This is a genomic window from Afipia massiliensis (assembly GCF_014203115.1).
Lineage (GTDB): Bacteria > Pseudomonadota > Alphaproteobacteria > Rhizobiales > Xanthobacteraceae > Afipia > Afipia massiliensis.
On sequence record NZ_JACHIJ010000001.1, the window covers coordinates 429,347 to 454,366 of the forward strand.

At 60.6% G+C, this 25,020-nt stretch carries 24 protein-coding genes; 10 read left to right on the forward strand and 14 right to left on the reverse strand.

Annotated elements, in window-relative coordinates; translation table 11 throughout:
- Nucleotides 1-17: 17 nt before the first annotated feature.
- Nucleotides 18-524, reverse strand: coding sequence for a DUF2059 domain-containing protein (locus HNQ36_RS02015; RefSeq protein WP_184082278.1), 507 nt, complete (start codon nucleotides 522-524; stop codon nucleotides 18-20).
- 11 nt (nucleotides 525-535) lie between these two features.
- Nucleotides 536-1,246, reverse strand: a complete 711-nt coding sequence (rpiA, locus tag HNQ36_RS02020; protein ID WP_184082279.1) for a ribose-5-phosphate isomerase RpiA — start codon at nucleotides 1,244-1,246, stop codon at nucleotides 536-538.
- 164 nt (nucleotides 1,247-1,410) lie between these two features.
- Here rpiA and HNQ36_RS02025 point away from each other — a divergent pair, with 164 nt between their 5' ends.
- The 5 genes from HNQ36_RS02025 to HNQ36_RS02045 all read left to right on the forward strand — a co-directional run bounded on the left by HNQ36_RS02025 (nucleotide 1,411) and on the right by HNQ36_RS02045 (nucleotide 6,560).
- Complete coding sequence (locus HNQ36_RS02025; protein ID WP_184082280.1) at nucleotides 1,411-2,097, forward strand: HAD hydrolase-like protein; 687 nt, start codon at nucleotides 1,411-1,413, stop codon at nucleotides 2,095-2,097.
- 151 nt (nucleotides 2,098-2,248) lie between these two features.
- Nucleotides 2,249-2,698, forward strand: coding sequence for a PEGA domain-containing protein (locus HNQ36_RS02030; RefSeq protein ID WP_184082281.1), 450 nt, complete (start codon nucleotides 2,249-2,251; stop codon nucleotides 2,696-2,698).
- Nucleotides 2,699-2,832: 134 nt separating this feature from the next.
- Nucleotides 2,833-3,846: a GTP 3',8-cyclase MoaA gene (gene moaA, locus HNQ36_RS02035; RefSeq protein ID WP_184082282.1), complete on the forward strand. Its 1,014-nt coding sequence runs from the start codon at nucleotides 2,833-2,835 to the stop codon at nucleotides 3,844-3,846.
- 232 nt (nucleotides 3,847-4,078) lie between these two features.
- The gene (locus HNQ36_RS02040; RefSeq protein ID WP_184082283.1) at nucleotides 4,079-4,675 is read left to right on the forward strand and encodes a TRAP transporter small permease subunit; all 597 of its coding nucleotides are present in this window, start codon (nucleotides 4,079-4,081) and stop codon (nucleotides 4,673-4,675) included.
- Between the two features lie 40 nt (nucleotides 4,676-4,715).
- Nucleotides 4,716-6,560 carry a TRAP transporter large permease gene (locus HNQ36_RS02045; protein WP_184082284.1) on the forward strand — a complete coding sequence of 615 codons (1,845 nt, stop codon included), beginning with the start codon at nucleotides 4,716-4,718 and terminating at the stop codon, nucleotides 6,558-6,560.
- Nucleotides 6,561-6,639: 79 nt separating this feature from the next.
- On the opposite strand, the gene HNQ36_RS02050 is transcribed toward HNQ36_RS02045, so the two are convergent.
- The 3 genes from HNQ36_RS02050 to HNQ36_RS02060 form a co-directional block, all read right to left on the reverse strand.
- Complete coding sequence (locus tag HNQ36_RS02050) at nucleotides 6,640-7,728, reverse strand: TRAP transporter substrate-binding protein (RefSeq protein ID WP_184082285.1); 1,089 nt, start codon at nucleotides 7,726-7,728, stop codon at nucleotides 6,640-6,642.
- A 172-nt stretch (nucleotides 7,729-7,900) separates the two neighbouring features.
- Entirely contained in the window at nucleotides 7,901-8,989 is a 1,089-nt protein-coding gene (locus HNQ36_RS02055; RefSeq protein ID WP_184082286.1) for a TRAP transporter substrate-binding protein, read from the reverse strand.
- A 161-nt stretch (nucleotides 8,990-9,150) separates the two neighbouring features.
- Nucleotides 9,151-10,281: a P-loop NTPase gene (locus tag HNQ36_RS02060; RefSeq protein WP_184082287.1), complete on the reverse strand. Its 1,131-nt coding sequence runs from the start codon at nucleotides 10,279-10,281 to the stop codon at nucleotides 9,151-9,153.
- Nucleotides 10,282-10,404: 123 nt separating this feature from the next.
- Here HNQ36_RS02060 and HNQ36_RS02065 point away from each other — a divergent pair, with 123 nt between their 5' ends.
- From HNQ36_RS02065 to HNQ36_RS02080, 4 genes are all read left to right on the forward strand, one after another.
- Nucleotides 10,405-11,322, forward strand: a complete 918-nt coding sequence (locus HNQ36_RS02065) for an NAD(P)-dependent oxidoreductase (RefSeq protein WP_283813998.1) — start codon at nucleotides 10,405-10,407, stop codon at nucleotides 11,320-11,322.
- 217 nt (nucleotides 11,323-11,539) lie between these two features.
- A complete protein-coding gene (locus HNQ36_RS02070; RefSeq protein WP_184082289.1) occupies nucleotides 11,540-13,135 on the forward strand; it encodes a sensor histidine kinase in 1,596 nt (531 codons plus the stop codon).
- 41 nt (nucleotides 13,136-13,176) lie between these two features.
- Complete coding sequence (locus tag HNQ36_RS02075) at nucleotides 13,177-13,407, forward strand: DUF1289 domain-containing protein (protein WP_184082290.1); 231 nt, start codon at nucleotides 13,177-13,179, stop codon at nucleotides 13,405-13,407.
- Nucleotides 13,408-13,510: 103 nt separating this feature from the next.
- Nucleotides 13,511-13,939: a TIGR02281 family clan AA aspartic protease gene (locus HNQ36_RS02080; protein ID WP_430641346.1), complete on the forward strand. Its 429-nt coding sequence runs from the start codon at nucleotides 13,511-13,513 to the stop codon at nucleotides 13,937-13,939.
- Between the two features lie 16 nt (nucleotides 13,940-13,955).
- On the opposite strand, the gene dusA is transcribed toward HNQ36_RS02080, so the two are convergent.
- From dusA to HNQ36_RS02125, 9 genes are all read right to left on the reverse strand, one after another.
- Entirely contained in the window at nucleotides 13,956-14,951 is a 996-nt protein-coding gene (dusA, locus tag HNQ36_RS02085) for a tRNA dihydrouridine(20/20a) synthase DusA (protein ID WP_184082292.1), read from the reverse strand.
- A gap of 168 nt (nucleotides 14,952-15,119) precedes the next feature.
- Nucleotides 15,120-16,730: a benzoylformate decarboxylase gene (gene mdlC / locus HNQ36_RS02090; RefSeq protein WP_184082293.1), complete on the reverse strand. Its 1,611-nt coding sequence runs from the start codon at nucleotides 16,728-16,730 to the stop codon at nucleotides 15,120-15,122.
- 30 nt (nucleotides 16,731-16,760) lie between these two features.
- Nucleotides 16,761-17,744, reverse strand: coding sequence for a tripartite tricarboxylate transporter substrate-binding protein (locus HNQ36_RS02095; RefSeq protein WP_184082294.1), 984 nt, complete (start codon nucleotides 17,742-17,744; stop codon nucleotides 16,761-16,763).
- Between the two features lie 128 nt (nucleotides 17,745-17,872).
- Nucleotides 17,873-19,324 (reverse strand): aldehyde dehydrogenase, encoded by a 1,452-nt coding sequence (locus HNQ36_RS02100; RefSeq protein WP_184082295.1) that lies wholly within the window; start codon nucleotides 19,322-19,324, stop codon nucleotides 17,873-17,875.
- Between the two features lie 35 nt (nucleotides 19,325-19,359).
- Nucleotides 19,360-20,085 carry an ABC transporter ATP-binding protein gene (locus tag HNQ36_RS02105; protein ID WP_184082296.1) on the reverse strand — a complete coding sequence of 242 codons (726 nt, stop codon included), beginning with the start codon at nucleotides 20,083-20,085 and terminating at the stop codon, nucleotides 19,360-19,362.
- Nucleotides 20,078-20,824, reverse strand: a complete 747-nt coding sequence (locus HNQ36_RS02110; protein WP_184082297.1) for an ABC transporter ATP-binding protein — start codon at nucleotides 20,822-20,824, stop codon at nucleotides 20,078-20,080. Before HNQ36_RS02110 ends, HNQ36_RS02105 begins: the two co-directional genes overlap by 8 nt.
- Entirely contained in the window at nucleotides 20,824-21,768 is a 945-nt protein-coding gene (locus HNQ36_RS02115) for a branched-chain amino acid ABC transporter permease (RefSeq protein WP_184082298.1), read from the reverse strand. The genes HNQ36_RS02110 and HNQ36_RS02115 overlap by 1 nt, the downstream gene beginning before the upstream one ends.
- A complete protein-coding gene (locus HNQ36_RS02120) occupies nucleotides 21,765-22,634 on the reverse strand; it encodes a branched-chain amino acid ABC transporter permease (protein ID WP_246395203.1) in 870 nt (289 codons plus the stop codon). Before HNQ36_RS02120 ends, HNQ36_RS02115 begins: the two co-directional genes overlap by 4 nt.
- 28 nt (nucleotides 22,635-22,662) lie before the next feature.
- Nucleotides 22,663-23,889 (reverse strand): amino acid ABC transporter substrate-binding protein, encoded by a 1,227-nt coding sequence (locus HNQ36_RS02125; RefSeq protein ID WP_184082299.1) that lies wholly within the window; start codon nucleotides 23,887-23,889, stop codon nucleotides 22,663-22,665.
- A gap of 151 nt (nucleotides 23,890-24,040) precedes the next feature.
- On the opposite strand from HNQ36_RS02125, the gene HNQ36_RS02130 reads away from it, so the two are divergent.
- Nucleotides 24,041-24,967 (forward strand): helix-turn-helix domain-containing protein, encoded by a 927-nt coding sequence (locus HNQ36_RS02130; RefSeq protein ID WP_184082300.1) that lies wholly within the window; start codon nucleotides 24,041-24,043, stop codon nucleotides 24,965-24,967.
- Nucleotides 24,968-25,020: the final 53 nt, after the last annotated feature.

Genomic DNA, 25,020 nt, shown 5'->3' on the forward strand with positions numbered 1-25,020 from the left:
AGGAATTCCGATCGTGCTTAAATTTCCTTGCCGCGCTTCTTCATTTCAGCACGAAACTTGCCGTTGATTTCTTCGCCGAATTTCTGCGCCCACTGATCCATATATTGGCGCGCTGTGTTGAATGCCACCGGCTCCTGCGCGATCACCTTGACGCCGAGCGGCGACTTGTAGAACGCCGCCAGCTCCTTCAGCTCCTGCTCGGTGAAGGCGGTGGCGTAGATCCGCGCCATTTCCTCGCCGATTTCCTTTTCGCGGCCCGCGAGGTCCTTCGCGACCTGGACAGCGACTTCGTTGAGGTCCTTCTGGTAGTTCAGGTTCGACTGCAACAGCACATCCTTGGTCCGCTGTACGAGACCCGGGACCGCGCCCTGATAGATCATGCTGACATTCTTGGACGTCAGGATGTCCTTGGCATAGCCGAGGGCAGCGGCGGATGGCGGCTTCGGAGCCTGCGCCATCGCGCTACCCACCATCAGGGCAAGCGCCGCGCCGGCCGCGAGCAACACGTTCGAAAACTTCTTCATTTCAATTCTCCTCAATTGCGGCGCGAGGGCCGTTCAACAACGCGAATACCCTCGGGGCCAGCGAGCACAGCCGTCCGCGCGAGTCCGATAAACAAACCGTGTTCGACCACGCCCGGAATCGAATTCAGTGACACTGCCAATCTGGCGGAATCCGGTATTTGCCCAAGGCGGGCATCGACAATCCAGTGGCCGCCATCGGTGACGAAAGCATGGCCGTCTTTGGCCTTACGAATATCCATTTGGCCGGAAACGCTATTTTCCGCAAAGGCCGCCTCGATGGCCCGGCGCGTCGCGCCGAGGCCGAACGGAACAACTTCGATCGGCAGCGGAAAGCGCCCGAGGGTTTTGACCCACTTGGACTCGTCTGCGATCACAATCATCCGGTCAGAGGCCGCCGCGACGATCTTCTCGCGCAGCAGGGCCCCGCCTCCGCCCTTGATGAGTTCGAGATTGGGATCAATTTCGTCGGCGCCATCCACGGTGAGATCGAGTCGGTCGACCTCCTCCAGTGTGGTAAGTGGTACTCCGCAGCGCTCGGCGTCGGCTCGTGTCGCTTCCGAGGTCGGAACGCCAATAACTTTTAGGCCCGCCTGCACACGTTCGCCGAGCAGTTCGACGAAGTGCTTGGCGGTGGAACCGGTGCCGAGCCCAAGCTTCATGCCGTCCCGCACCTGCTCGACCGCACGCGCCGCAGCCTGTCTTTTCAGATCGTCCATCGACATCATCGCCCTCGACGTTCCGTTCCCATGGAACGCGAGGCATATAGCGCGGTTTCCGCAGCGGTGGATACGGCCTTGCGGCGGAAAAAGCCGCCAAAAGGGTCCCGCATAAGACCAATTCCACTGCAGGTCTTGCATGATCCTGCCCCGCCCGTTAGCGATCCGCCATGACCATTCAGCCCCTTATCGTCTTCGATCTCGACGGCACCCTCGTCGATACCGCGCCCGACCTGGTTGGGGCTCTGAACTTCGTGCTTCAACGCGAAGGCCTGCCACTCGTGCCGGTTGCATCAGCGCGCGCCATGATTGGTGCCGGCGCACGCAAGCTGATCGAGCGCGGTCTGGAACTCGAGGGCCGGGTCATGAGCGTCGCCGATGTCGACCGGCTGACCGCCGATTTCATCGCATACTACAAAGACCATATCGCCGACGCCTCGCTCCCGTTTGACGGTCTTCATGCGGCCCTCGACAAGCTTGAAGGACAGGGATTCAGGTTCGCTGTCTGCACCAATAAGCTCGAGGGCCTCTCGAAGCTTCTGCTCGACAAGCTGGATATGACCGGGCGATTTGCGGCGATCTGCGGGGCCGATACCTTCGGGGTGGCGAAGCCCGATCCCACCATTCTGCGCCAAACCATCGTGCAGGCCGGCGGGGAAGTTTCGCGATCAATCATGGTCGGCGACTCCGGGCCGGATGTCGGGGTCGCGCGGCGGGCCGGCATTCCGGTGATCGGAGTTGAATTCGGCTACACGGAAATTCCGATTGCCGACCTGAAGCCTGACACTGTCATTGGTCACATGCGGGAACTGCCCAGCGCTGTTACAAACCTTTTGGAACCAGCCGTAACGCGTTGATATTTAATATATTTATGCCATCTTGGATTTCAGGCTCGACATTAACCCTCTCTTAACGAATCCGATGCGAACCGTTGCGCGCGCGGAACGACACTTCTAAGGTCCGCGCGGGGACTATGCGGCTACAACCGCATCACATGACGGATGCACCATGCGTATCATTGTTGTTGTCGCGGCGGGTCTTGGCCTCGCGGGCTGCTCATCGTTCTCCATGCCCGACATGTTCAAGTCGACGCCGCCGAGCGCAACGATTCAGCTTGAATCGCTGCCCGCAGGCGCTGAGGCGCGCGCCTCCAGCGGCGAGACATGCAAAACCCCCTGCTCGCTCTCGGTCGTTGCGGCTGAGAATTTCTCTGTGACGTTCTCGCTGCCGAAGTATCAGCCGGAAACAGTCCCGGTTCAGATCATCCGCGACCCAAGTGGCCCTGGCGTCGTCGTCGATCCGAATCCGGTCTATGCGGAGCTACAACCAGCCCTTCCTACCAAGAAAGGCCGGGCAGCCCCCAAGGCCGCGCCAAAAGCCAAAAAGCCACCCCCACCGGCAGCCGCTGAGCCAGCCGAGGAACCGAACTCCCCCTTCCCGCCGCCACCGCGTCGCTGACGGTTTCCTGCAGACAGATTCATTGTGTCTGCAGCCGATCGTCCCTAGATTGTGACTGGCATGCCAAGCCCACAACGGCTTGGCATCTTGCGACAATCAAGGCGCGCTGAATGACCGGATCGCTTCCGAGCTCCATGGCAGAACCCATCACCTCCGCGATGACCGATCCTTTCGGGCGGACGATCAAGTATCTGCGCGTGTCGGTGACCGACCGCTGCGATCTGCGCTGTTTCTATTGCATGTCGGAAGACATGACATTCCTGCCGAAATCGGACCTGCTCTCACTCGAAGAACTCGACCGGCTTTGCTCTGCCTTTATCGCCAAGGGCGTTCGAAAACTGCGCCTGACCGGCGGCGAACCGCTGGTTCGGCGCAACGTGATGTCGCTGGTGCAGTCGCTGTCCCGTCATCTTGATACTGGCGCACTTGATGAACTGACTCTGACAACCAACGGATCGCAACTCGAGAAGTTTGCTGCCGAGCTTAGGGGGCACGGCGTGCGGCGCATCAATGTCTCGCTCGACACTCTCGACCCCGCAAAGTTCCGCGCCATCACGCGCTGGGGAGACCTCGACAAGGTACTGCGCGGCATCGAAGCTGCTCGGACCGCGGGCCTGAAGGTCAAGATTAACGTCGTCGCGCTGAAGAACATGAACGAGGACGAGATCCCCTCGCTGATGGAATGGGCGCACGGCAAGGGCATGGACCTCACCCTGATCGAGGTGATGCCGATGGGCGATATCGGCGAAGGACGAATTGACCAGTACCTGCCGCTGTCGTTGCTTCGGGCTCGCCTCGCTGGCCGATATACGCTGACTGACCTCGCCGACGACACCGGCGGCCCGGCACGTTACGCTGGCGTCAGCGAGACCGGCGGAAAGCTCGGCTTCATTACACCGATGACCCACAATTTTTGCGAATCCTGCAACCGGGTTCGCATCACCTGCACTGGGACGCTCCACACGTGTCTCGGTCACGAGGATGCCTCCGACCTGCGCAAACCGCTGCGGGCGTCCAGCGACGACGCCCTCCTTGCGGCAGCGATCGATCGAGCGATCGGGCTCAAGCCGAAGGGGCACGATTTCATCATCGACCGCCGCCACAATCGGCCCAGCGTCAGCCGGCACATGAGCGTGACTGGCGGCTAGTCCGGTTACGATTATTTCCGCACCGGCGGCTTTGCTTGCCATAAATTTCCGCACCCTCTGAGCGACGCAACATTCCGCCTTGGAATCAACAAACTTCCAATTGACGGCGGCGTGACACGCTGATTTGGTCGAGCGGCTTTATGCGCCTTCGGCTGTAAAAGCCGGCATGCCGTCACCCTTCCTGGTCCCGGCAGAGCCAAGCAACGCAAGGGCATATTCGGGAGGATGGGGTTTGCAATCGCTTCTCAAATTGAGCCGCGCGATCGACGCGTTCAATACGCTTGTCGGCCGCTGGGTATCGTGGCTGATCGTGCTCGCCGTGATCATTTCATCGGCGAACGCAACGATCCGCAAGATTTTTGACGTCTCGTCGAACGCTTACCTCGAATTGCAGTGGGTTTTGTTCAGCGTCGTGTTCCTGCTCTGCGCGCCATGGACGTTGCTGAACGGCGAACACATCAAGATCGATATCATCAATCACAGTCTGCCTCTCAAGGTCCGAAGCTGGATTGATATGATTGGGCACGTGTTTTTCCTCGTGCCGTTCTGCATCATCCTGATCTGGACCTCCATTCCGTTCTTCCTGGTTTCCTATCATCAAAACGAACAATCGTTCAGCGCCGGCGGACTACCGCAGTGGCCCGCGAAATCCCTGATTATGATTGGTCTCTCGCTGCTGCTCGTTCAGGCGATATCGGAAATCATCAAGCGCGCCGCTGTGATGCAGGGTCTGTTGCCCGATCCGAACGCACACGCATTGAGTGCACATGAGATCGCCGAGCTTGAGGCCTTGAAGCTGGCGCAAGCCATTACACCCGAAAAACCATGACCGGCGTCGCCGTCACAGCGTTCAACGAGAGAGATTTCTAATGGCGGCTATGTTCATCCACTACATGGCGCCGATCATGTTCGCGTCGCTGGTGCTATTCCTGCTTCTGGGATATCCGGTCGCATTCTCTCTGGCCGCCAACGGGCTGCTGTTCGCGTTCATCGGCATCGAACTCGGGCTGTTCCGGCCGGACTTCCTTCAGGCGCTTCCTGAGCGCGTCTACGGCGTCATGAACAACGAGACGCTGCTGGCGATCCCGTTCTTTACATTCATGGGGCTGATACTCGAACGATCAGGCATGGCCGAGGATCTGCTCGAAACGATCGGACAATTGTTCGGCAGCATCCGCGGCGGCATCGCCTATGCCGTGATCTTCGTCGGCGCGCTGCTAGCCGCTACCACCGGCGTCGTCGCCGCATCCGTAATTTCGATGGGCCTGATCTCGCTGCCAATCATGTTGCGCTACGGCTACGATCGGCGCGTCGCCACCGGCGTGATCGCCGCCTCCGGCACGCTGGCGCAGATCATTCCGCCATCGCTGGTGCTCATCGTGATGGCCGACCAGCTCGGACGATCCGTCGGCGACATGTACGAAGGCGCCTTTATCCCGGGTATCGTGCTCTCGATCCTTTATGCGTTCTACATTTTCCTGGTCGCGACTTTCTATCCGCAGGCAACGCCCGGCCTGCCGCTGGAAGCGCAGACCCTGCGCGAACCCGAAACTGCCACGCATCCGATCATCATGCCGCTGGCGGCGGTTTCCGCCGCTGCGACCGCCTATTTCTTCGTGGTGAAACTCGGACTGTTCGACTGGACTTCGCCCGTCTTCAACATGATCTCGGAAAATCCGCTTGTGCGGCACGGCTTCTGGTTTGTCGTGATCACCGGACTTTTTGCCAAACCTTTCATTGGCATCATCCGCACGATGACGCTGTCGCTGTTCGTGGTTCTGATCGGCGCCACCGCGATCGCGCTCGAAATCATGCAGTTCACCAACGTTAAGGCCGGCGCAGACTATGTTGTGCTGACCATGTCCCTTGTTGTCGCGATGTCGTTCGTGCTCGCCGTCATCAACCGTGTTTCCGGCCTGAAGCTGCTGTCGAAGCTCGCCGAACAGGTCGTGTTCGTGATGGTGCCGCCGCTTGGCCTGATCTTCCTCGTGCTCGGTACGATCTTCATCGGCGTCGCAACGCCGACCGAAGGCGGCGCGATGGGTGCCGCCGGTGCGATGATCCTAGCGATGATGAAACGCCGGTTGAGTTTCGATCTGACGCGGCAGGCTGCGGAATCCACCGCGAAGCTTTCTGCGTTCGTGATCTTCATTCTAGTTGGCGCCCGCGTGTTCTCTCTCACCTTCTACGGCGTCGATGGCCACCGCTGGGTCGAGGAACTACTTGTCTCGCTGCCCGGCGGCCAGACCGGCTTCCTGATCTTCGTCAACGCTTTCGTCTTCGTCCTCGCGTTCTTCCTCGACTTCTTCGAACTCGCGTTCATCGTCATTCCGCTGCTTGGCCCCGCAGCCGAAAAGCTCGGTATCGACCTGATCTGGTTCGGCGTGATCCTCGGCGTGAACATGCAAACCTCGTTCATGCACCCCCCGTTCGGATTTGCTCTGTTCTACCTGCGCTCCGTGGCACCCAAAGAAGCGTATACCGATCGCCTCAGCGGCAAGCGGATGGAGCCTGTGACCACCGGACAGATCTATTGGGGTTCGGTGCCGTTCGTGATCATCCAGGTCATCATGGTCGGTCTCGTGATCGCCTTCCCCGCCATGGTCATGCATTACAAGGGAGCTTTGTCGACTGTCGATCCGAACAAAGTCGACATCCAGATCCAGCAGCAGGAAATGCCGCCGCTCGATTTCGGGCCGCCGAGCAGCAAGTAAGGCCGCGGTCTTTATCTCTTTCCAGGCAAAAAATCCCGGCCTTCTCACGAAGGCCGGGATTTCGTTATGCGCGAAACGATCAGGTCCGCGTGCGGGACCGGATCTGGAAGCTGTCGAAGCCGTATTCCGCGACCTGCCACCACGTGTACTGGTCGTTACGGAACGCGGCCATTGCCTCATAAAGCTTCTTGAAGTTGGCGTTGGTCGCCGAGGTCTCGGCATACACCTCGTTCGCAGCCTTCAGCGACGCATCCATGATCGACGCCGTGAACGGACGCAATTGCGTTCCGCTCGCCACCAGCCGCTTCAGGGCCGGCGGATTGTAGGCGTCGTAGCGTGCCTGCATGGTTTCGTTCGCGAGTGACGACGCCGACTTGAGGATCGACTTGTACCCTGCCGGCAACGATTCCCACTTTGGAAGATTGATGAGATTGTGCAGCGCAGGTCCACCTTCCCACCAGCCCGGATAATAATAGTACTTCGCAACCTTCTGAAACCCGAGCTTTTCGTCATCATACGGACCGACCCACTCGGCCGCATCGATGGTGCCCTTTTCCAGCGACGGATAGATATCGCCGCCTGCGACCTGCTGCGGTACGACGCCGAGCTTGGTCAGAACCCTGCCGGCGAAGCCACCGATCCGCATTTTTAGACCGCTAAGATCTGACGGCTCCTTGAGTTCCTTTCGGAACCAGCCACCCATCTGGCAGCCGGTATTCCCGGCCAGAAGCGCAACAACATTATGCGGCTTCAGAAACTCGTTGAAAAGTTCCCCGCCGCCACCGACCTGCAACCAGGCGGTCTGCATGCGACTGTTCAGGCCGAACGGCACGGCGGTCCCGATCGCAAAAGTCGGGTCCTTGCCAATGTAGTAGTAGCTGGCCGTATGAGCCATTTCCACGGTGCCGTTCGACGCCGCGTCGAGAGCCTGCAGGCCGGGGACGATTTCGCCTGCGGCGAAGACCTGAATCTGGAACTTGTTGTCGGTGGCTTCTGCGACAGCTTTCGAAAACACCTCGGCCGCGCCGTAGATGGTGTCGAGAGACTTAGGGAAGCTGGACGTCATGCGCCATTTGATTTCAGGCGACGACTGGGCGATAGCAGGTGAAGCAATCGCGGCACCGGCTGCGCCTATACCCGCGACTTTGATAAATTCACGACGTTTCATGAATAACTCCCTGGATGTGATTTTCCGTGTCCGCCTTTCTTTCCGAGGCTTTGATCTCAGCATGGAACAAGCGCTTCCGAATATCCATGCTGATTTCCTTGACCGCACTGCAAAAGAAAAGCCCGGCCTCCTTGCGGAGACCGGGCTTGCCGTAGGGGAGATGAAGCCGGGATCAGCCGCGGGTGCGCGACCGGATCATGAAGCTGTCGTTGGTGTACTCGGCAACCTGCCACCACAGGTACTGATCTGAACGGTAGGCCTGCATCGCATCGATCGTCTTCTTGAAGTCGGCGTTCTTTGCCGAGATTTCGGCCCACAACTCGTTGGTGGCCTTCAAGCATGCGTCGAGCACTTCGTTGGTGAACGGACGCAGCTGCGTGCCGCTGGCCACCAGACGCTTCAGGGCGCCGGGATTCTGCATATCGTAACGTGCAGGCATCCAGCCGTTAACGTGCGCCGTAGCGTTGGTCAGAATCGCCTGATAGTTCTTCGGCAGCGCGTTGAACTTCTCGAGGTTGGTGAACGCGTGGACCGTCGGTCCGCCTTCCCAGAAGCCTGGATAGTAATAGTATTTCGCGACCTTATTGAAGCCGAGCTTTTCGTCGTCATACGGACCGACCCACTCGGCCGCATCGATCGTGCCCTTTTCCAGCGAAGGATAGATGTCGCCGCCGGCAAGCTGCTGCGGAACGACGCCGACCTTGGCCAGCACCTGCCCAGCGATGCCGCCGATGCGCATCTTCAAGCCCTGAAGATCAGCGACCGTCTTGATCTCCTTACGGAACCAGCCGCCCATCTGTGTGCCGGTGTTGCCGCAAGGCATGCCGATCACGCCGTACTTCTTGTAGAACTCGTTGGCCAGCTGGTTGCCGCCACCCTGATCGAGCCATGAATTCTGCATGCGGGTGTTCAAGCCGAACGGCACCGATGCGAAGATCGCGAAGGTGGGATCCTTACCGACATAGTAGTAGGAAACCGTGTGGCTCATTTCGACCGTGCCATTGGAGGTCGCGTCAAGAGCCTGCAAACCCGGAACCAGTTCGCCCGCGGCAAACACCTGAATCTGGAACTTGTTGTCAGTCATCTCGGCGACGTACTTCGAGAGCTGCTCAGCACCGCCGTAAATGGTGTCGAGCGACTTCGGGAAGCTGGACGCCAGGCGCCACTTAACTTCAGGCGAGGACTGGGCAATGGCCGGCGAGGCAACCGCAGTTGCTGCTGCTCCGGCCGCAGTTACTTTCAAAAAATCACGACGCTTCATTGGCATCTCCTTTTGGGGGCGTTTCTTTTTGAAATCCCTCTGGGGCGGTCTCTAGCACGGAAGTTGACCGGCGGAAAATGCAGTAGCACTGCTTCCTGCGGGCATTAAACCAAAGTCGAATAAGGCCTCAAACCACCATAAAACGAGGCATTCTGAGATCATCAGACCGCCGCTGCCGCGCCCACAACCTGCCTTTTGATTTCCGCGCCGATAGAGCGGTAAATCGCTGCGTGAACGCCGTCCGGCTCGCTGTTGACCACCGGCGTGCCGGCATCCGACGACGTCCGGATCGACATGTGCAGCGGGACTTCGCCCAGAAACGGCACCTTGAGCCGTTCAGCCTCATGCCGGGCTCCGCCATGTCCAAAAATATCGGAGCGCGTGCCGCATTCGGGGCATTGAAAGTAACTCATGTTCTCGATGATCCCGAGGGTGGGCACGTTGACCTTGTCAAACATGGCGATCCCCCGCCGTGCGTCGATCAACGCCAGATCCTGCGGCGTGGAAACGATCACCACGCCCCGGAGTGGCACCTGCTGGGCCAGCGTCAATTGTGCATCCCCCGTACCGGGCGGCATATCCACCACAAGGACGTCCAGTTCACCCCAGGCGACATCCCACAGCATCTGCCGGATCGCGGACATGACCATTGGTCCGCGCCAGACCATCGCGGTCTCTTCTTCGACCAGAAAACCGATCGACATCAGCGGCAGCCCGAAGCGCACAATCGGGACCATTTTCTTGGCGTCGTTGAGTGTTGGCTTTTCGCGCACCCCGGTCAGGCGCGGCACCGACGGACCGTAAATATCGGCATCGAGAAGGCCGACGCGCAGGCCTAGGTCGCGTAGCGCCAGGGCAAGATTGAGCGCCGTGGTGGATTTACCGACACCACCCTTGCCCGACGCCACTGCGATGATGGAGCTGATGCCCGGAATGGAGGCCTGCTTGCCCATCGGAGAATCCGCCGGTGCGCCGTGTGGCCTGTGCTGCGCCACAGGCTTCACACCATGCGAGTGCGAAGCTTGCGCCGGAGCTGCCGCACCCGGCTTGCGCTCGGCCGTCAACGCGACCATTGCGGTGGTCACCCCCGGAATAGCGCGGACGGCCGCCTCCGCTCTGGCGCGGACCTCTTCCCACGCCCTCGCCTCGTTGGCATCGACATTGATCGAAAAGAAAACCTTGCCGTCCGAGGCGGTGATTTCCGAGAGCACCTTTGCTTCGGTCAGCGATACGCCGCGCGGCGAAGCCACGGTCCGAAGGGCTGCAAGAACCTGAGCTGTATCAACTGCCACAACCAACCTCCCAGCATACGGCCCCGGTGGGCCGCCGCCTCGCGGGCCTTCATACGCGCGTCACCTGCGCCGTCAACGGCCTTGCAAGGCTGTCCATCATTCGCATAGCTGTTGCCATCCCACCTGCCGGGAAACCCGGCCGAAACACACCAGCAATCCAAAGAGCAAGATATGGCAAAAGTCGCATTTCTCGGTCTCGGCGTCATGGGATTCCCCATGGCGGGACATCTGGCCACCAAGGGTGGTCACGAGGTGACCGTCTACAATCGTACCGCCTCAAAATCGAAGGCATGGGCCGAGAAATTCGGCGGGCGCGCCGCAGCAACGCCCAAGGCCGCCGCGGAAGGTCAGGACTTTGTGATGGCCTGCGTCGGCAATGACGACGACCTGCGCGCCGTCACTATCGGGGCCGACGGAGCGTTTTCGGGCATGAAGTCGGGCGCCATTTTTGTCGATCACACCACCGCTTCTGCAGAGGTTGCCCGGCAGCTTGATGCAGCCGCAACGAAGAGCGGATTTCAGTTCATCGATGCGCCGGTTTCAGGTGGTCAAGCGGGCGCTGAAAATGGCGTGCTGACGGTGATGTGCGGCGGCAACGAAGCGGCTTACAAGCAAGCCGAGCCCGTGATCGCCTCCTACGCCCGCATGTGCAAACTGCTTGGCCCCGCCGGCTCCGGTCAGCTCACCAAGATGGTCAACCAGATTTGCATCGCCGGGCTCGTCGAAGGCCTGTCGGAGGGCATTCATTTCGCTAAGAAGGCCGGTCTCGATGTCCAGGCTGTGATCGACACCATCTCGAAGGGGGCCGCACAGTCCTGGCAGATGGAGAACCGCTACAAAACCATGAACGAGGGCAAGTTCGATTTCGGATTTGCCGTCGAATGGATGCGCAAGGACCTCTCAATCTGTCTCGCGGAGGCTCGCCGCAACGGCGCAAGCCTGCCGGTGACCGCGCTCGTCGACAATTTCTATTCTGAAGTCGAGAAGATGGGCGGCAAGCGCTGGGACACATCGAGCCTTTTGGCGCGGCTCCAGCGATAATATCGGTCTCGCGAACGACCGAGATTTGAGGCGGTACGGTATCCCGTGCCGCCTTTCTCGTTTGCGCAACTAGGCGGCATCGAAATTCATACTTTCTTAACCCGAATAAATTGACCTTTAAGCCACCTCTTAATGATTTAGCGCCAGAAATAGCGGGCAGGAGTATGCGCGCGGCCAGGCGCATCATTCGCATTTGTCCAGGATTTGTCGCGTAAATATGAGTGAGCCCGCCGACAGGAAAGAACTCTCCGCAACATCGGCGGAAATGCCGGCGCGGAGCCGCCGGGCAGCCTCGCAACGCGTGCGCGAGGCGCGCGATCGTCTGACATCGACCAGCGGGACCCGGCCGGCTTTCGATCACGAATTGCTGCGGCAGTATGCGCAAACACGCATCTCGGCTTCGCTTGTCGTCATTCTTCTTGTTGTCTCGACCGGCATCCTGGCGAGCTTCTGGATTCCTCCCGTCGCTGCGCTGGTCTGGACTGCCGGTATTCTCGCAATCCACGGCGTCGTCATTCGGTTCTGTTCGAAATTTCTTGCCGTTGCATCCTCATCGCCAGCCATTACGCGCAAATGGCGCCTGCGCTTTGTGGGACTGGATCTGCTTTACGGATTGGCGTGGACGCTGGTCCTGATTCATCCGTCCGGCATCGACGTCGTCTCGAACACACTGATGCTGTTCGTGATGCTGCTGGTCATTGCGGTATCTAGCATGCTGGCCGCGAGCCTGCCGATCGCGGCCTTCGCCGCGACCGTCCCGGTATCCGCGGCCATCGCCATGAACTTCGTTCTTCGCGGCACCTTCGACGACTATATTCTTGCAGCGCTCGCCGTGACCGCGGAGGGTTACTTCGCCCTGCTCGCTCACCGTTTGCATTCGACAACACTTGCGACCCTGGAGGCGCGCGCCGAAAAAGATGCGCTGATCGGTGAACTCGAGCAAGCCAAAGCAATCTCGGACGAAGCGCGCCATCGCGCTGAATCCGCCAACGTCTCGAAATCGCGCTTTCTCGCCCAGATGAGCCACGAGCTGCGTACGCCACTGAACGCCATTCTCGGATTTTCCGAGGTGATGAAGAGCGAAATCTTCGGACCACATGCCGTCGAGGTCTACAAGGACTATTCCGCAGACATTCATAATTCCGGCGTCCATTTGCTGAACCTCATCAATGAGATTCTCGATCTGTCGCGCATTGAGGCCGGACGTTACGAACTCAACGAAGAACCCGTAGCGCTGGTTCATGTCGTCGCGGATTGTCATCACCTGCTGAAACTGCGCGCGTCCAGCCGTGGCATCACCATTCACGAGGTATTCGAGCAGGACATGCCGAAGCTGTGGGGCGACGAGCGCGCCACGCGGCAGGTCGTCCTCAACCTGCTGTCCAATTCGATCAAGTTCACGCCGCCGGGCGGCGAAATCTGGCTCAAGGTGGGCTGGACTGCATCAGGCGGACAATATCTCAGCGTCAAGGATACCGGCTCCGGCATCGCCGAGGACGAGATCCCGGTCGTGCTGGCATCGTTCGGTCAGGGATCCAACTCGATCAAATCCGCCGAGCAAGGCGCCGGACTCGGCCTGCCGATCGCCAAGAGTCTCATCGACATGCATGGCGGCACGTTCACGCTCAAATCGACCCTTCGTGTCGGGACCGAGGTGATCGTCACATATCCACCGGAGCGCGTGATGACGGCCCTCGCGCCGATGCGGGACGACTCGCCGCCATTGCAACCCGACCGACCGCCGGAAGGAATGACCGGCGACAAAAGCCGCCCCCGTTACAAGCCGATCATGAACGCAGGAACCGGCTTGTAAGGACCTTGCGCGAGCGATGAAAATGTCCATCAGTAACGCCCATGAACCAGGAAGCGACCTCGAAACAAGAGACGCCTTGCATCGCCGTGTGCTTCATCGATCCGAAGGCCAAGCTTTGTCTGGGCTGTGGACGCACCCTGCCCGAGATCGCGAGCTGGCACAAAATGGACAACGGCGAACGACGCGCCGTGATGGCCACGCTGCACCAGCGTATGCTGGACGCGGGCTTACCAATTCCGGCACCACCGTCCGGACGCCGGACCGGCTCCTGATCGCGACAGGTGCCGTATGATGCGCGGACTGATGATCGTTGTCCTCGTGGTGTCGGCTGTCGGCTTTCTGCTCTCGATGTCCCATCCCGTCGCATTCGCAAGCATGAAGGGGGCGCTGATCCGCGCCACGGATCAGACCTTGAATACGAAGCCGACTCGCTCCGTCGAGATCGCACGCGGCGATAGCGGTGAATTTACATTGCGGGCAAAGATCAACGGCGTGAGCACGCCGATGGTGATCGACACCGGTGCAACCTCCGTCGTTCTGACCTATGAAACCGCGAAGGCCGCCGGTCTGCCGCTGGAGTTGCTCGACTATAGCGTGGACGTCGAAACCGCAGGAGGCCGCGTTCGCGCCGCGCGGCTGACGCTCGACCGTCTCTCCGTCGGCAAACTTGTCGAGCGTTCGGTCCCTGCGCTGGTCGTGCCGCGCGGCCAGATGAAATCAAACCTGCTCGGCATGAGCTTTCTCAACCGGTTGGAAAGCTGGGAAGTCCGTCCCGACAAGCTGATGCTGCGCGGATATCCGTAGTCCTGCGCGGGTCTAATTACGCAGCGATCGATGCATCAGTGCGTTGTCCGACAATGCGAAGCGCCTCGCGCAACGAATCCGTTCCCGCGCCCGGCTTCGTACAGACCTCCGCAAGATAACGGCGAAACCCGCGCGCGCCCGGCACGCCATGAAACGCGCCGACAAGATGACGGGTGATGGAATGCAGCCGCGTACCGAGCGACAGCTGACGTTCGATATAGGGCACCAACGCTTCGATCGCCTCATGCATCGTTGCATGGGGTGCCGCCTCGCCGAACAGTTCGGGATCGACACTCAGCAGCCGCCACGGCTCCTGATAGGCCGCGCGGCCAAGCATGACGCCATCGACATGATCGAGATGCGCCTTCGCCGCCGCGATGGTGGTGATGCCGCCATTGATGACGACCGGCACATCAGGCAACGCCGTCTTGAGGCGATAGACCCGGTCGTAGTCGAGCGGCGGGATGTCGCGGTTTTCCTTCGGTGACAATCCGTTGAGCCACGCCTTGCGGGCATGAACCACCAGCGTGTCCGCACCCGCCGCGATCACCGCGCGTGAAAGTGTATCGAGCGCGACTTCCGGATCCTGATCGTCGATGCCGATGCGGCACTTCACTGTGACGGGAACGGCGACAGCCTGCTTCATCGCCGCGACACACTCCGCCACGAGTTGCGGCTCCGCCATCAGGCAGGCGCCAAAATTTCCGCCCTTTACGCGATCCGACGGACAACCGACGTTGAGATTGATTTCGTCGTAGCCGAAGCCCTCGCCGATCCGCGCGCTTTCGGCAAGGTCGCGTGGATTCGATCCGCCAAGCTGGAGCGCCACGGGATGCTCGCTCGCATCGAAGCCGAGCAGCCGCTCGCGATTGCCATGAATGACCGCGCCCGTGGTCACCATCTCGGTATAGAGCCGGGCACGGCGTGACAGCAGGCGGTGAAATACCCGGCAATGAGTATCCGACCAGTCCATCATCGGCGCGACACTAAATTTCCATCTATTATCAGTCACTTAGGAGCCCTTGTCGATCCAGTATTGGGAGGACACGGCATGTGTACACTGATTTCGTTGGGTTTTCTGTAGCGGTTAGATTTTTTAGCCAGTTCTAGCGGGGTGAGTGCTCTGTGATCGCTGCCACCGAGTCCGCCAGTGCGGCGCAACGGGAAAACTCAACAAGCCCTAGTACAGGGTGGCAACTGCGCGATCGACGGGCACATCAATGAGAACGGGCCCGTTCACCCGCCAGGCTTCGATCAGCGCGGCTTCAAGCGACGCGGCGTCACGGACTCGGGAGGCGGCGCAGCCGAACCCGGCCGCGATCTGCACGGAATCGATGCCAGGAAGATCAATGCCCGGCGGGGCCTCGACATTCAAGGCCCGGCTGAACGAGCGCATAGCACCATAGCCGCCGTTGTTGGCGACGACGATCGAAATCGGCAGGCGATGCTGCGCTGCCGTCCAAAGGGCTTGGATGGAATACATCAGGGAGCCATCCCCCATGATGCAAATGACGCGCTGTTCCGGCTTCGCCAGCGCGACGCCGACGGCGGCGGGCAGCCCATAGCCAAGCCCGCCGCTCGCCATCGTGTAGAACTGGCCAAAGCCGCGGATCGGCAGATGCTCGTGCATTGCGGGCCGATGCGATGGTGCCTCTTCCACAATGATGGCGCCGGCCGGCATCGTCGCAGAGATCATATGCATCAAATACTCGGCAGGGATGGGGTCGCGTGCCAGCGGTATCTCGCGCAAGGGGCGTTGCGATGGCGCGACGCGGTTGCGCGCGGGCAAGAGCGCCATAATCGCGGGCAGCGCGAGACGCAAACTGCCGACGATGCCCGTCCCGATCGGCGCGGCTGCGGCCGCCTCGCCATCTGTCGTGATTTGGAAGAGCGGCGTATCGCTCCTGAACAGCGCGCAATCGCCGGCAACATGAAAGGTGAAGACAGGCGCCCCCAGCACGACAACGAGATCATGAGGAGATAGCGACGCCGATACCGCTCCCGGTGCGGCAGGCAAGAAACCGGCAAAAAGCGGATGCTCTTCCGGAAAGCCGACGTTGCTCGAAAAGGGGCTGACCCAGACCGGGGCGCAGAGACGTTCGGCCAACGCGACGGCAGTCTCGCCCGCGCCTTCGGAATCGACTTCCGGTCCGATCACCAGCACCGGACGTTCCGATCTCCCCAGCGCGCGCGCCAGCGCTGCAAGCAGATCAGGATCAGGCGCCGTGTCGCGGCTGACAACGCGCGCGGCGGCGGGATAGGTCTCGGCGCTCCAGTCATCCATCGGGATGGAAACAAAAGTCGGCCCGCAAGGCCTTTGCATGGCGATATGGTAGGCATGCGCTAAAGCCATCGGCACATCCTCGGCGCGCGCCGGTTCGCAACTCCATTTGACGTAGGGCTGAGGAAAGTTCGCCGCTTCCGTGGCGCCGAGGAATGGCTGCATCGGCAGGAGGCTGCGAGCTTGCTGCCCGGCAGAAATAACCAGGGGCGCTTGATTGCGGAACGCCGTGAAGACGCTTCCGAGCGCATGACCGATGCCGCCAGCGGAGTGCAGATTGCAGAAGGCGGCGCGGCCGGTGGCGCGCGCATAGCCATCCGCCATCGCCACGACCGACGCTTCCTGCAAACCGAGAATGTAACGGAAATCACGCGGCCAGTTGTTCAGGAACGGCAACTCCGTGGAACCGGGGTTGCCGAATACTGTCGTCATATCGAGCCGGCGCAATAAATCGATTGTAGCTTCGCGAACGGTTATCTTGTCGGTTGCCGCCGGCGTTCGTGTCGTCATTATGCTACTCCAGGCGAGTCCATGGGCTGTTCAATTGTCCTGCGCCTTGATACCGGCTTCGCGGATGACCGCTCCCCAACGATCCATCTCGGCGCGTACATGGCTCGCGAGCGCATCCGAGGTCGAACCGGCGACGCGAGCGCCAAGGTCCTCCAGCCGGGCCTTCACCGAGTCATGCTGCAGGGCCGCCCGCACGTCCTCCGATACTTTCTCGACGATATCGCGCGGCGTCTTCGCCGGGTAGAATAGCGCAAACCAAGACCCGACATCGAAGCCAGTCACGGTATCGGCGATCGGCGGCACCTCGGCCAGAGCCGGAATGCGCTCGCGCGTGGAAACGCCCAGCGCGCGGATTGTGCCCCCACGAATCTGGCTCATGGATACGGTCGCTGTATCGAACATGACGTCGATACGCCCTCCCACCAGATCGTTCATCGCGGGCGCCGCGCCACGATACGGCACATGCTTCATATCGATGCCGGCCGAGCGTTTGAACAACTCGCCGATCAGATGCAGCGATGAGCCGATGCCGGCGGAGCCGAAATTCGATGTCCCGGGCTTCGCCTTTGCCATTGCGATAAAGTCGGTCACGCTTCGCGCCGGCGAGGAGGTTGGGACGACCATCACATTGGGAATGACCGCCACCAGCGATACCGGCGCGAAGTCGGCGATCGGGTCAAAGGGCAGCTTTTCGAAAAGGAAGCGGTTCACCGCAATCGCACTCGATGTGATCAGGAGATGATGTCCGTCCGCGTCGGCGCGCGCCACTTCAGTCGTCCCGATATTGGCGCCTGCGCCGGGCTTGTTCTCGATATAGACCTGCTGGCCCCACATCGCGCTCAGGCGCTCGGCGAGTACGCGCGCGATGATGTCGTTGGCGCCGCCGGCAGCAAAAGGAACGACAAGACGAACGCTCTTCGTCGGGCGCCAGTTCGACGCGCGTGCGGGGCGCCGATCGATCAGCGGCAAGAATACTGCGGCGCTGGCCAGCGACATCACCTGGCGACGCGTCACGCCTAACGCCCCTGATCGCTTGATTGAACCGCACGACGGGTTCAGAGAGCCTTGCTTGCGCGTCATTGTGCACCTCCTCCATTTTGCTGGTTTTGGTTGTCTGTTCTTCGGAACCTTCCCTGATTATTCTAAATCGGATAATGCTGCGGGCCGGTTTCGATCGTGATCCATCGCAGTTCGGTGAATTCAGCGATACCCGCCTTGCCTCCGAAGCGCCCATAGCCTGACGCTTTGACGCCGCCAAATGGCATCTGGGCTTCATCGTGCACCGTCGGTCCGTTGACATGACAGATGCCGGACTCGATCCGCTTTGCGACATCGAACGCGCGCGCGATGTCGCGGCCAAAGACCGCGGCCGACAATCCATATTCGGTGTCGTTCGCAACCCGCACGGCCTCGTCCACGCCGTTGACCCGGACGACCGTTACGATAGGGCCAAATGACTCCTCGCCGTAAATCCGCATCGTCGACGTGACATGATCGATCACCGTCGCTGACATCAGCGTGCCATCGACCTTCCCGCCCGCAACGACCCGCGCGCCTTTCCCGACCGCATCCTTGATCAAGCCCTGAATCCGGCTTGCGGCTTCAATGCCGATCAGCGATCCAAGCGGCATGTTTCCCGTGCGTGGATCGCCCGCCACGAGCGTTCCTGCCTTGGCGGCGAGTTTGGCGACAAACGCGTCAGCGACTTTCGTATCGATGACAATTCGTTCGGTCGACATGCAGATCTGTCCCTGATTCATGAAGGCGCCGAATGCTGCGGCCGCGACTGCCGCGTCGATGTCGGCATCGTCCAGCACGAGAAGCGGCGCCTTGCCGCCAAGTTCGAGCAGGACGGGCTTGAGATATTTCGCGGCGGTCTGGGCAATGATGTGCCCCACGCGGGTGGAGCCTGTGAAGTTGATGCGCCGTACCGCCGGATGGGAGATCAGCGCATCAATGAGCGCTGGTGCATCTTCCGGCGCATTTGTAATGACATTCAGCACACCCGGCGGCAGGCCTGCCTCGCGCAGACATTCGGCAATGAGCCGGTGCGTGCCGGGGCAGATTTCCGACGCTTTGAGGACAACCGTATTTCCACAAGCCAGGGGCAACGCCACTGCGCGCACGCCGAGGATAACCGGCGCGTTCCAGGGTGCAATGCTGAGCACCACGCCGGCTGGTTGGCGGATCGCCATTGCGATACATCCGGGTTTATCGGAGGGGATCACCTCGCCGGAAATCTGCGTCGTCATCGACGCTGCCTCGCGCAGCATGCCAGCGGCAAGGTTGACATTGAACCCCGCCCAGCCAGCGGTCGCGCCAGTTTCCGCAGCCATCAACTCAACGAATTGGGGAGTCCTGCTCGCCAGTACATCCGCCGCTTTCAGCAGGATCGCGCGGCGCTGGCTCGGACCGGTTGCCGACCACGACGGAAAGGCCGCAGCAGCGGCGTCGGCTGCCCTCCTGACATCTGCGATCTTCGCCGCGGCAGCGCGCGTGGCCACATCGCCTGTTATCGGATTGAGCCGGTCGAAGGTCACGCCATCGACTGCCTGAACATCCCGGTTCTCGAGCAACAGATTAATCTGATTCATTTCAGCTTCCCTCTGTGATTTCTTGAGGCGCTCCGTCATGCCGTGCTGGACGGAAGACCGCCAAGATAAGCGCGCCGCACCGCCGGATCGGACTTCAGGGCCGACGCCGTGCCGCTGCCGACGATCTTTCCGTTCTCGATGAGATAACCGCGATCGGCGAGCGCAAGGCTCTCCTGCGCGTTCTGCTCGACCAGCAACAGGCCGACACCTGCCGCGCGCACCTGTCTGAGCGACGCGAATAACTCCCGGACCATCAAAGGTGACAGGCCAAGCGAGGGTTCATCAAGCAGCAGGATGTCCGGGTTCGACATCAGCGCGCGGCCGATCGCGACCATTTGCTGCTCACCACCGCTCATGGTGCGAACAGTTTGAGACAGTCGTTCGCCGAGACGGGGAAACAGCGACAACACCTGCTTGCGGCGCGCCGCCTCGCCATCGCGCGCTCGCTTCGGATTGGCGCCGAGCAACAAATTCTCGGCAACAGTCAGTTCCCCGAAAATACCCCGCCCTTCCGGGACCGACGCGAGGCCCGCCTCCACGATCTCGTGCGCCGGAAGGCTGGAAAGATCGCGGCCGGAAAGTCTGACGCTCTTGCCGGGAAGGCATGGGGTAATGCCCGCGATAGCCTTCATCAGCGAGGTCTTGCCCGCGCCGTTCGCGCCAAGAATGACGACGATTTCTCCGTCGCCAACATTCAGCGAGGCTTCGGTGAGCGCACGATGCTGGCCATAGGCAACGCTGACATTTGAGACCTCAAGCATCGGCCGCCACCCCGAGATAAGCCTCGATGACAACGGGATCAGTCAGAACCCGCCCCGGTTCGTCTTCGGCGATCTTGCGGCCGCTGTTCATGACCACGCAGCGATCGCAAAGCGAACGGATCGCGTCCATCACGTGTTCGACGAGCAGGATCGAGAGCCCGTCGTTCTTCAGCGAACGGATCAACTCGATCCCTATCAGCAGTTCCGACGGGTTAAGGCCTGCGAGCCACTCATCAAGCAATAAAAGTTGCGGCTTCAGCGCCAGCGCACGCGCCAGTTCAAGCCGCTTCTGATCGATATAGGTGAGTTCCGATGCGGGCCGCTCGCCCTGCCCTCCCAGTCCGACGCGTTCCAGCAATTTGGCTGCGGCATCATTCATCGCGCCGGACGCAAGCGGCGAGCCATGAAATGCCAACCCTGCCCGAACATTTTCGGAACAGGTCATGCCGTCGAGTACGCGGACAAGCTGAAACGTGCGGGCGAGACCGAGACGCGCAATGCGAAACGCCGGCAGTCCGGCAATGTCAGTTCCAGCAAAGCGGATGGTTCCCGAATCCGGGCGCAGCAGGCCCGACATCAGATTGAGCGCCGTCGTTTTTCCGGATCCATTCGGGCCGAGCAGCCCGACGATCTCACCGCGATGCACGGTCAGATCAATCGCATTGACCGCAACCAGACCGCCGAACGCGCGGGTCAAAGCCGAAACTTCGAGGATGGGAAATTGCGCAGCGGCCTGCATCACGCCTCCGCCTTTTTCGTCAGTCGCCACAGCGGACGTGCGGCAACGCGATCCCACAAACCAGCCACCCCGGATGGCAGCGCATACACGATCAACAGAAAGACGATACCCATTACGAGAGTTGACGTGCTTGGAAAGCGCGCCGACAAGAACTCGAACAGCAAGGTCAACGGTACTGCACCGAGGATCGGGCCCCAGAGCCGGTGCGCGCCGCCGAGTAGCGCCATGATCACGACCTGAAAGGAAATCGCTGCGTTGAACGCAATCGACGGCTCGATATACGTCCAGCGCGGCGACATGATAGCACCAACCAAAGTCATGACCGTGGCGCTGATCGTGAACAACGCAACCTTGGCAATGGTAACGTTGATTCCGCAATGCTGCGCGACAGTTTCGTCCTCACCAATGATGCGAAGAGCGAAGCCCAGCCGCGAACGCGCAATGATCCAGCCGATGGCGAACACCACAATCGCAAGGGCAAGAAGCTGCCAATAGATATCGTTCTGTGTGATATCCACGAAAACATAGCGGCCTAGCACGCGCGTCTTGTTGACCTCGTACCAAACCACGAGCTGGCGCACGAGTTCGGCAAGTCCAAACGTGAAGATCACGAAGTGAACACCGCTGAGCCTCAGCGTCGAGAGGCCGACGATCGCCGCCATCAATCCGCCGATCGCAGCCGCAATGCCGAGCACCAGCGGCCAGGCCAGGACTTCGCCCAGCACCGCGACCGTATAGGCGCCAACACCGAAGAAGGCCGCGGTCGCCAGCGAGACGTAGCGCGTGGGGCCGGAGAACATACCCCACGCCGTTGCAAGAACGGTAAATTGGAGAAGGCTCATTGCCAGCGACAAATAGTAGGCATTCACAAAAAATGGGAGAAAGGCCAGTGCCGTAAGGCCGCCGATGGCTGCCAAGCCGAGCGCGATCCGCCACGGGCTCATCGCTGCGCCCTCCCGAACAGACCGGCCGGCTTGATCAGCAGCACCGTCAGAAACAGCGCGAAATTGACCGCGAGGGTCAGACCCGGATCTACATACGTCGCCACAAAGGCTTCGCTGAGACCCAGAAGAAGACCGGCAACCAGGCATCCCAGCAGATTGCCCACGCCTCCCATCACGACGATGATCAGCGCCTTCATCGTAAACACAACGCCCGAACTGGCGCTGAATGTCAGGAACATGCTGATCAGCACACCGGCGGTGGCAACCAGCGCGCCACCCAGCGCAAAAGCAAGCGCCGATGTTTGAGCGACATTGATCGCGACCAGTTGAGCAGCTGCGGGATCGACTGCGACGGCGCGGATGGACGTCCCGATGCGAGTGCGCGTCAGCGCCAGATACAGCGCAAGGCCGATCACAACAGCGAGGCCAAACGCCATCAGCCGATTGAGCGCGAGGCTCTCGCCGAGCAACTGGACCGGAATCGCAAGAAACGAATAGCTGTAATAAGCGCCTCCGAACATCGCCAGCATGATGCCCTGAACGATGAACATCATTCCGAACGTCGCCAGAATGCTTTCGACCTCAAGTGCATCACGCGTACGGGCGCGCCGCACCAGTGGCGTGAGCAGCACACGGTAAAGTGCGTAGCTCACGCCAAAGCTGAGGGGGATGACGAGCGTCAATCCAAGCAACGGACTGAGAGCCCATCCTGTGAACAGCCAGTAAGACGCAAAGGCCGCCGCGACGAGAAACTCGCCGTAGGACAGGTTCATGATCCGCGCCACGCCATATTGAAGCGTCAGACCCATGGCGATCAGCGCGTACATACCGCCAAGCATGAGTCCGGTGAGGACCGCGTTCGTCATCTTTGTTCAAACCAACCGGATTGGGCGTTCACTGCGCCTTCCAGGCCGGCTTTGGCACGACAGCGTTACGCGCGCCCTCGTTAGCTGCGGGTCCAACGCCGTAGAACTCGCCGCCCTGCCATTGTCCGACCCACCAGTATTTGGTCGGCATATTGTTCTCGAGTTTGATTTTTCCGATCACCGTGTCGAACGTGCCGGTCTGCAAGTCATTGATAACCGCAGCACGATCGATCTTGCCAACGCGCTCGATGGCCTGTTGCAGCATCTGGAGGCTGGCATAGGTCACCGCACTGGCCCAACGATCCGGCTCGGCCCCATTCGCGGATGCAGCCTTGTGTCGCGCGAGATAGTCCTTAATCGCCGGGCTGTCGCCGCTCCAACCCCCGATGCCCATCACGCCTTCGGCGTTCGCGCCAAACTTCTGCCGGAACAGCGGAAACGCCGTGCCAACACCGGTGTAGAAGACCTTGGGGTTGAAGCCGGCAATGCGCGACTGCTCGGTAATCCCAAGCGTATCCGGTGGATAGCTGAAGGCGATAAAGACATCGGGATTGAGCCCCTTCGCTTCATTGACAATGGGTCCGAGATCCTGCGTGCCGATGGGATAAGTCTTGTCGTACACGAGCTTGAATTTGGCCGCTGTGAGCGCGGGGCGAGCCGCCGCCGAAAGATCGATGCCGAACCCGTCCGCGATGCTTGCCATCGCGACCGTGTCTCCGATCTTGCCTTCGGTTCGCAGCTTGACCAGCAGTTCAACGAGAGTCTTGGAGGCATCCGCGCTGGTGCCGAGCAGCCAGAAACTGTTGGGCCAGCGCTTTGCCAGTTCCGGTGCGCGATCGGTCACCGCGGTCGCCGCGAGATGCGGATATCCAGCCTTGTTGAGAATAGGCCCCACTGCGAGATTCAGGCCTGTGCCCCATGGCGGCAGAATGAAGTCCACCTTGTCCTGGCTGATCAACCGCTCCAGCGCGCGCGCTGCTTCTTCCGCACTCGATCGATCGTCGTACTGCACGATCTCGATGGGGACGCGCTTGTCGCCGAGCTTCAGTCCGCCAGCGGCATTCACTTCCTTCACCCACAGGTCGTAGTTCGGGATCGTGCTGACCGCGGCTCCCCCGGCATTCGGGCCGGTTCGCGAGATCGCGTAGCCGATCTTGACCGACGTTTGCGCCTGAGCGGCATCGTTCGCTCCGAAAACGGCAGCGCCGGCAATCGCAAGCACCCCCGCCGCGAGGCGCGTGACTGGTGACACCATGTTCTCCTCCCAGAGATATTCCGTCCGTCGCCTTGATGGCGTTCGACGGGAGAAGACTAATGGAGCGTTCCCGGCATGGAATTGGACGGTTCCGGGGAAAGATTGTATTGTTTCGTCACATTTATCGGTTTTCAAGCGACGGATTGTCTCAATGCAGCACGGCGCAACGCTTAGCACTCCTGGCCCGGCCGGCTTTGCCGAGGCGGCAAGTCCAGCCCTGTATGCGGAGGGTTTCTCCGGCGGACTTGCGCCACGCGACTGGGTTATTCGCCACGACGTTGATCGGCGCGCGCATCTGCTTGTGATCGAGACCCGACGCGGCACTGCTAGGCTGCGCGGAACGGCGATTGCAGTTGAAGCTCCAGCCCTGTTGTGGTTGCCGGGCGGCGTGGATGCGCATCTCCAGGTGCAGGCCGGCGCGACCGGTCATCTCGTCGCCATCTCCGAAGATTTCCTGACGAGGATTGTTTCGGGCAGTGCGGAGGCTCTTCACCTGCAACGCACGATCGACCGGTTCGTGATGCTCAGCGGATCGCAAATCGAGAATGCATTCGAAGCCATCGCAGACTCCTGTGCGACGCTGGTGCGCGAACTCCACACACCGGACCGCGGCAGCATGACCATGGCCTCATCCCACATCCTATTGCTGTGTTTGCATCTATGGCGCTCGGCAACGCGGGACGAGACCGCCAGCGAGGCAGCCCAGCGCGGCGACGGACCGCGTCTTGTTGGCAATTTTCTTCAGATGGTCGAGCTGCACTATCGCGACGGCTGGCCAATTGCGCGGTATGCCGCGGCTCTCGGCGTTACGGACGACAAACTGCATGCGCATTGCAAACGCGAAAAAGCACGCAGCCCGCGTGCCATCATACATGAGCGATTGATTCACGAGGCCTGCACCCGGCTGCATCAACTCGATCTGCCGGTCGAACAGATTGGATACGGTCTCGGCTTTCGCGATCCGGGCTATTTCAGCCGCTTCTTTCGCAAACATCAGGGCATCTCACCCGGCGCCTACCGGCGCCGCGCCCGAGTTGAGCAGGCGAAACGAGGTCCATTTTATGCGGCATGGCCATAGCGCGATTGCGACGCCTCTCGTTCGGCCCTCCGAGACAGGGGCTACTGCTCATC

Bases quoted from the DNA above. Each gene is read 5' to 3' on its own strand.
- moaA (WP_184082282.1), top strand. From the start codon at position 2,833: ATGGCAGAACCCATCACCTCCGCGATGACCGATCCTTTCGGGCGGACG.
- HNQ36_RS02050 (WP_184082285.1), bottom strand. From the start codon at position 7,728: ATGAAACGTCGTGAATTTATCAAAGTCGCGGGTATAGGCGCAGCCGGT.
- mdlC (WP_184082293.1), bottom strand. From the start codon at position 16,730: ATGACGACACGAACGCCGGCGGCAACCGACAAGATAACCGTTCGCGAA.
- HNQ36_RS02100 (WP_184082295.1), bottom strand. From the start codon at position 19,324: ATGAATCAGATTAATCTGTTGCTCGAGAACCGGGATGTTCAGGCAGTC.
- HNQ36_RS02025 (WP_184082280.1), top strand. From the start codon at position 1,411: ATGACCATTCAGCCCCTTATCGTCTTCGATCTCGACGGCACCCTCGTC.
- HNQ36_RS02055 (WP_184082286.1), bottom strand. From the start codon at position 8,989: ATGAAGCGTCGTGATTTTTTGAAAGTAACTGCGGCCGGAGCAGCAGCA.
- HNQ36_RS02130 (WP_184082300.1), top strand. From the start codon at position 24,041: ATGCAGCACGGCGCAACGCTTAGCACTCCTGGCCCGGCCGGCTTTGCC.
- rpiA (WP_184082279.1), bottom strand. From the start codon at position 1,246: ATGTCGATGGACGATCTGAAAAGACAGGCTGCGGCGCGTGCGGTCGAG.
- HNQ36_RS02110 (WP_184082297.1), bottom strand. From the start codon at position 20,824: ATGCAGGCCGCTGCGCAATTTCCCATCCTCGAAGTTTCGGCTTTGACC.
- HNQ36_RS02125 (WP_184082299.1), bottom strand. From the start codon at position 23,889: ATGGTGTCACCAGTCACGCGCCTCGCGGCGGGGGTGCTTGCGATTGCC.
- HNQ36_RS02045 (WP_184082284.1), top strand. From the start codon at position 4,716: ATGGCGGCTATGTTCATCCACTACATGGCGCCGATCATGTTCGCGTCG.
- HNQ36_RS02015 (WP_184082278.1), bottom strand. From the start codon at position 524: ATGAAGAAGTTTTCGAACGTGTTGCTCGCGGCCGGCGCGGCGCTTGCC.
- HNQ36_RS02080 (WP_430641346.1), top strand. From the start codon at position 13,511: ATGAAGGGGGCGCTGATCCGCGCCACGGATCAGACCTTGAATACGAAG.
- HNQ36_RS02105 (WP_184082296.1), bottom strand. From the start codon at position 20,085: ATGCTTGAGGTCTCAAATGTCAGCGTTGCCTATGGCCAGCATCGTGCG.
- HNQ36_RS02120 (WP_246395203.1), bottom strand. From the start codon at position 22,634: ATGACGAACGCGGTCCTCACCGGACTCATGCTTGGCGGTATGTACGCG.
- HNQ36_RS02115 (WP_184082298.1), bottom strand. From the start codon at position 21,768: ATGAGCCCGTGGCGGATCGCGCTCGGCTTGGCAGCCATCGGCGGCCTT.
- HNQ36_RS02030 (WP_184082281.1), top strand. From the start codon at position 2,249: ATGCGTATCATTGTTGTTGTCGCGGCGGGTCTTGGCCTCGCGGGCTGC.
- HNQ36_RS02070 (WP_184082289.1), top strand. From the start codon at position 11,540: ATGAGTGAGCCCGCCGACAGGAAAGAACTCTCCGCAACATCGGCGGAA.
- HNQ36_RS02075 (WP_184082290.1), top strand. From the start codon at position 13,177: ATGAACCAGGAAGCGACCTCGAAACAAGAGACGCCTTGCATCGCCGTG.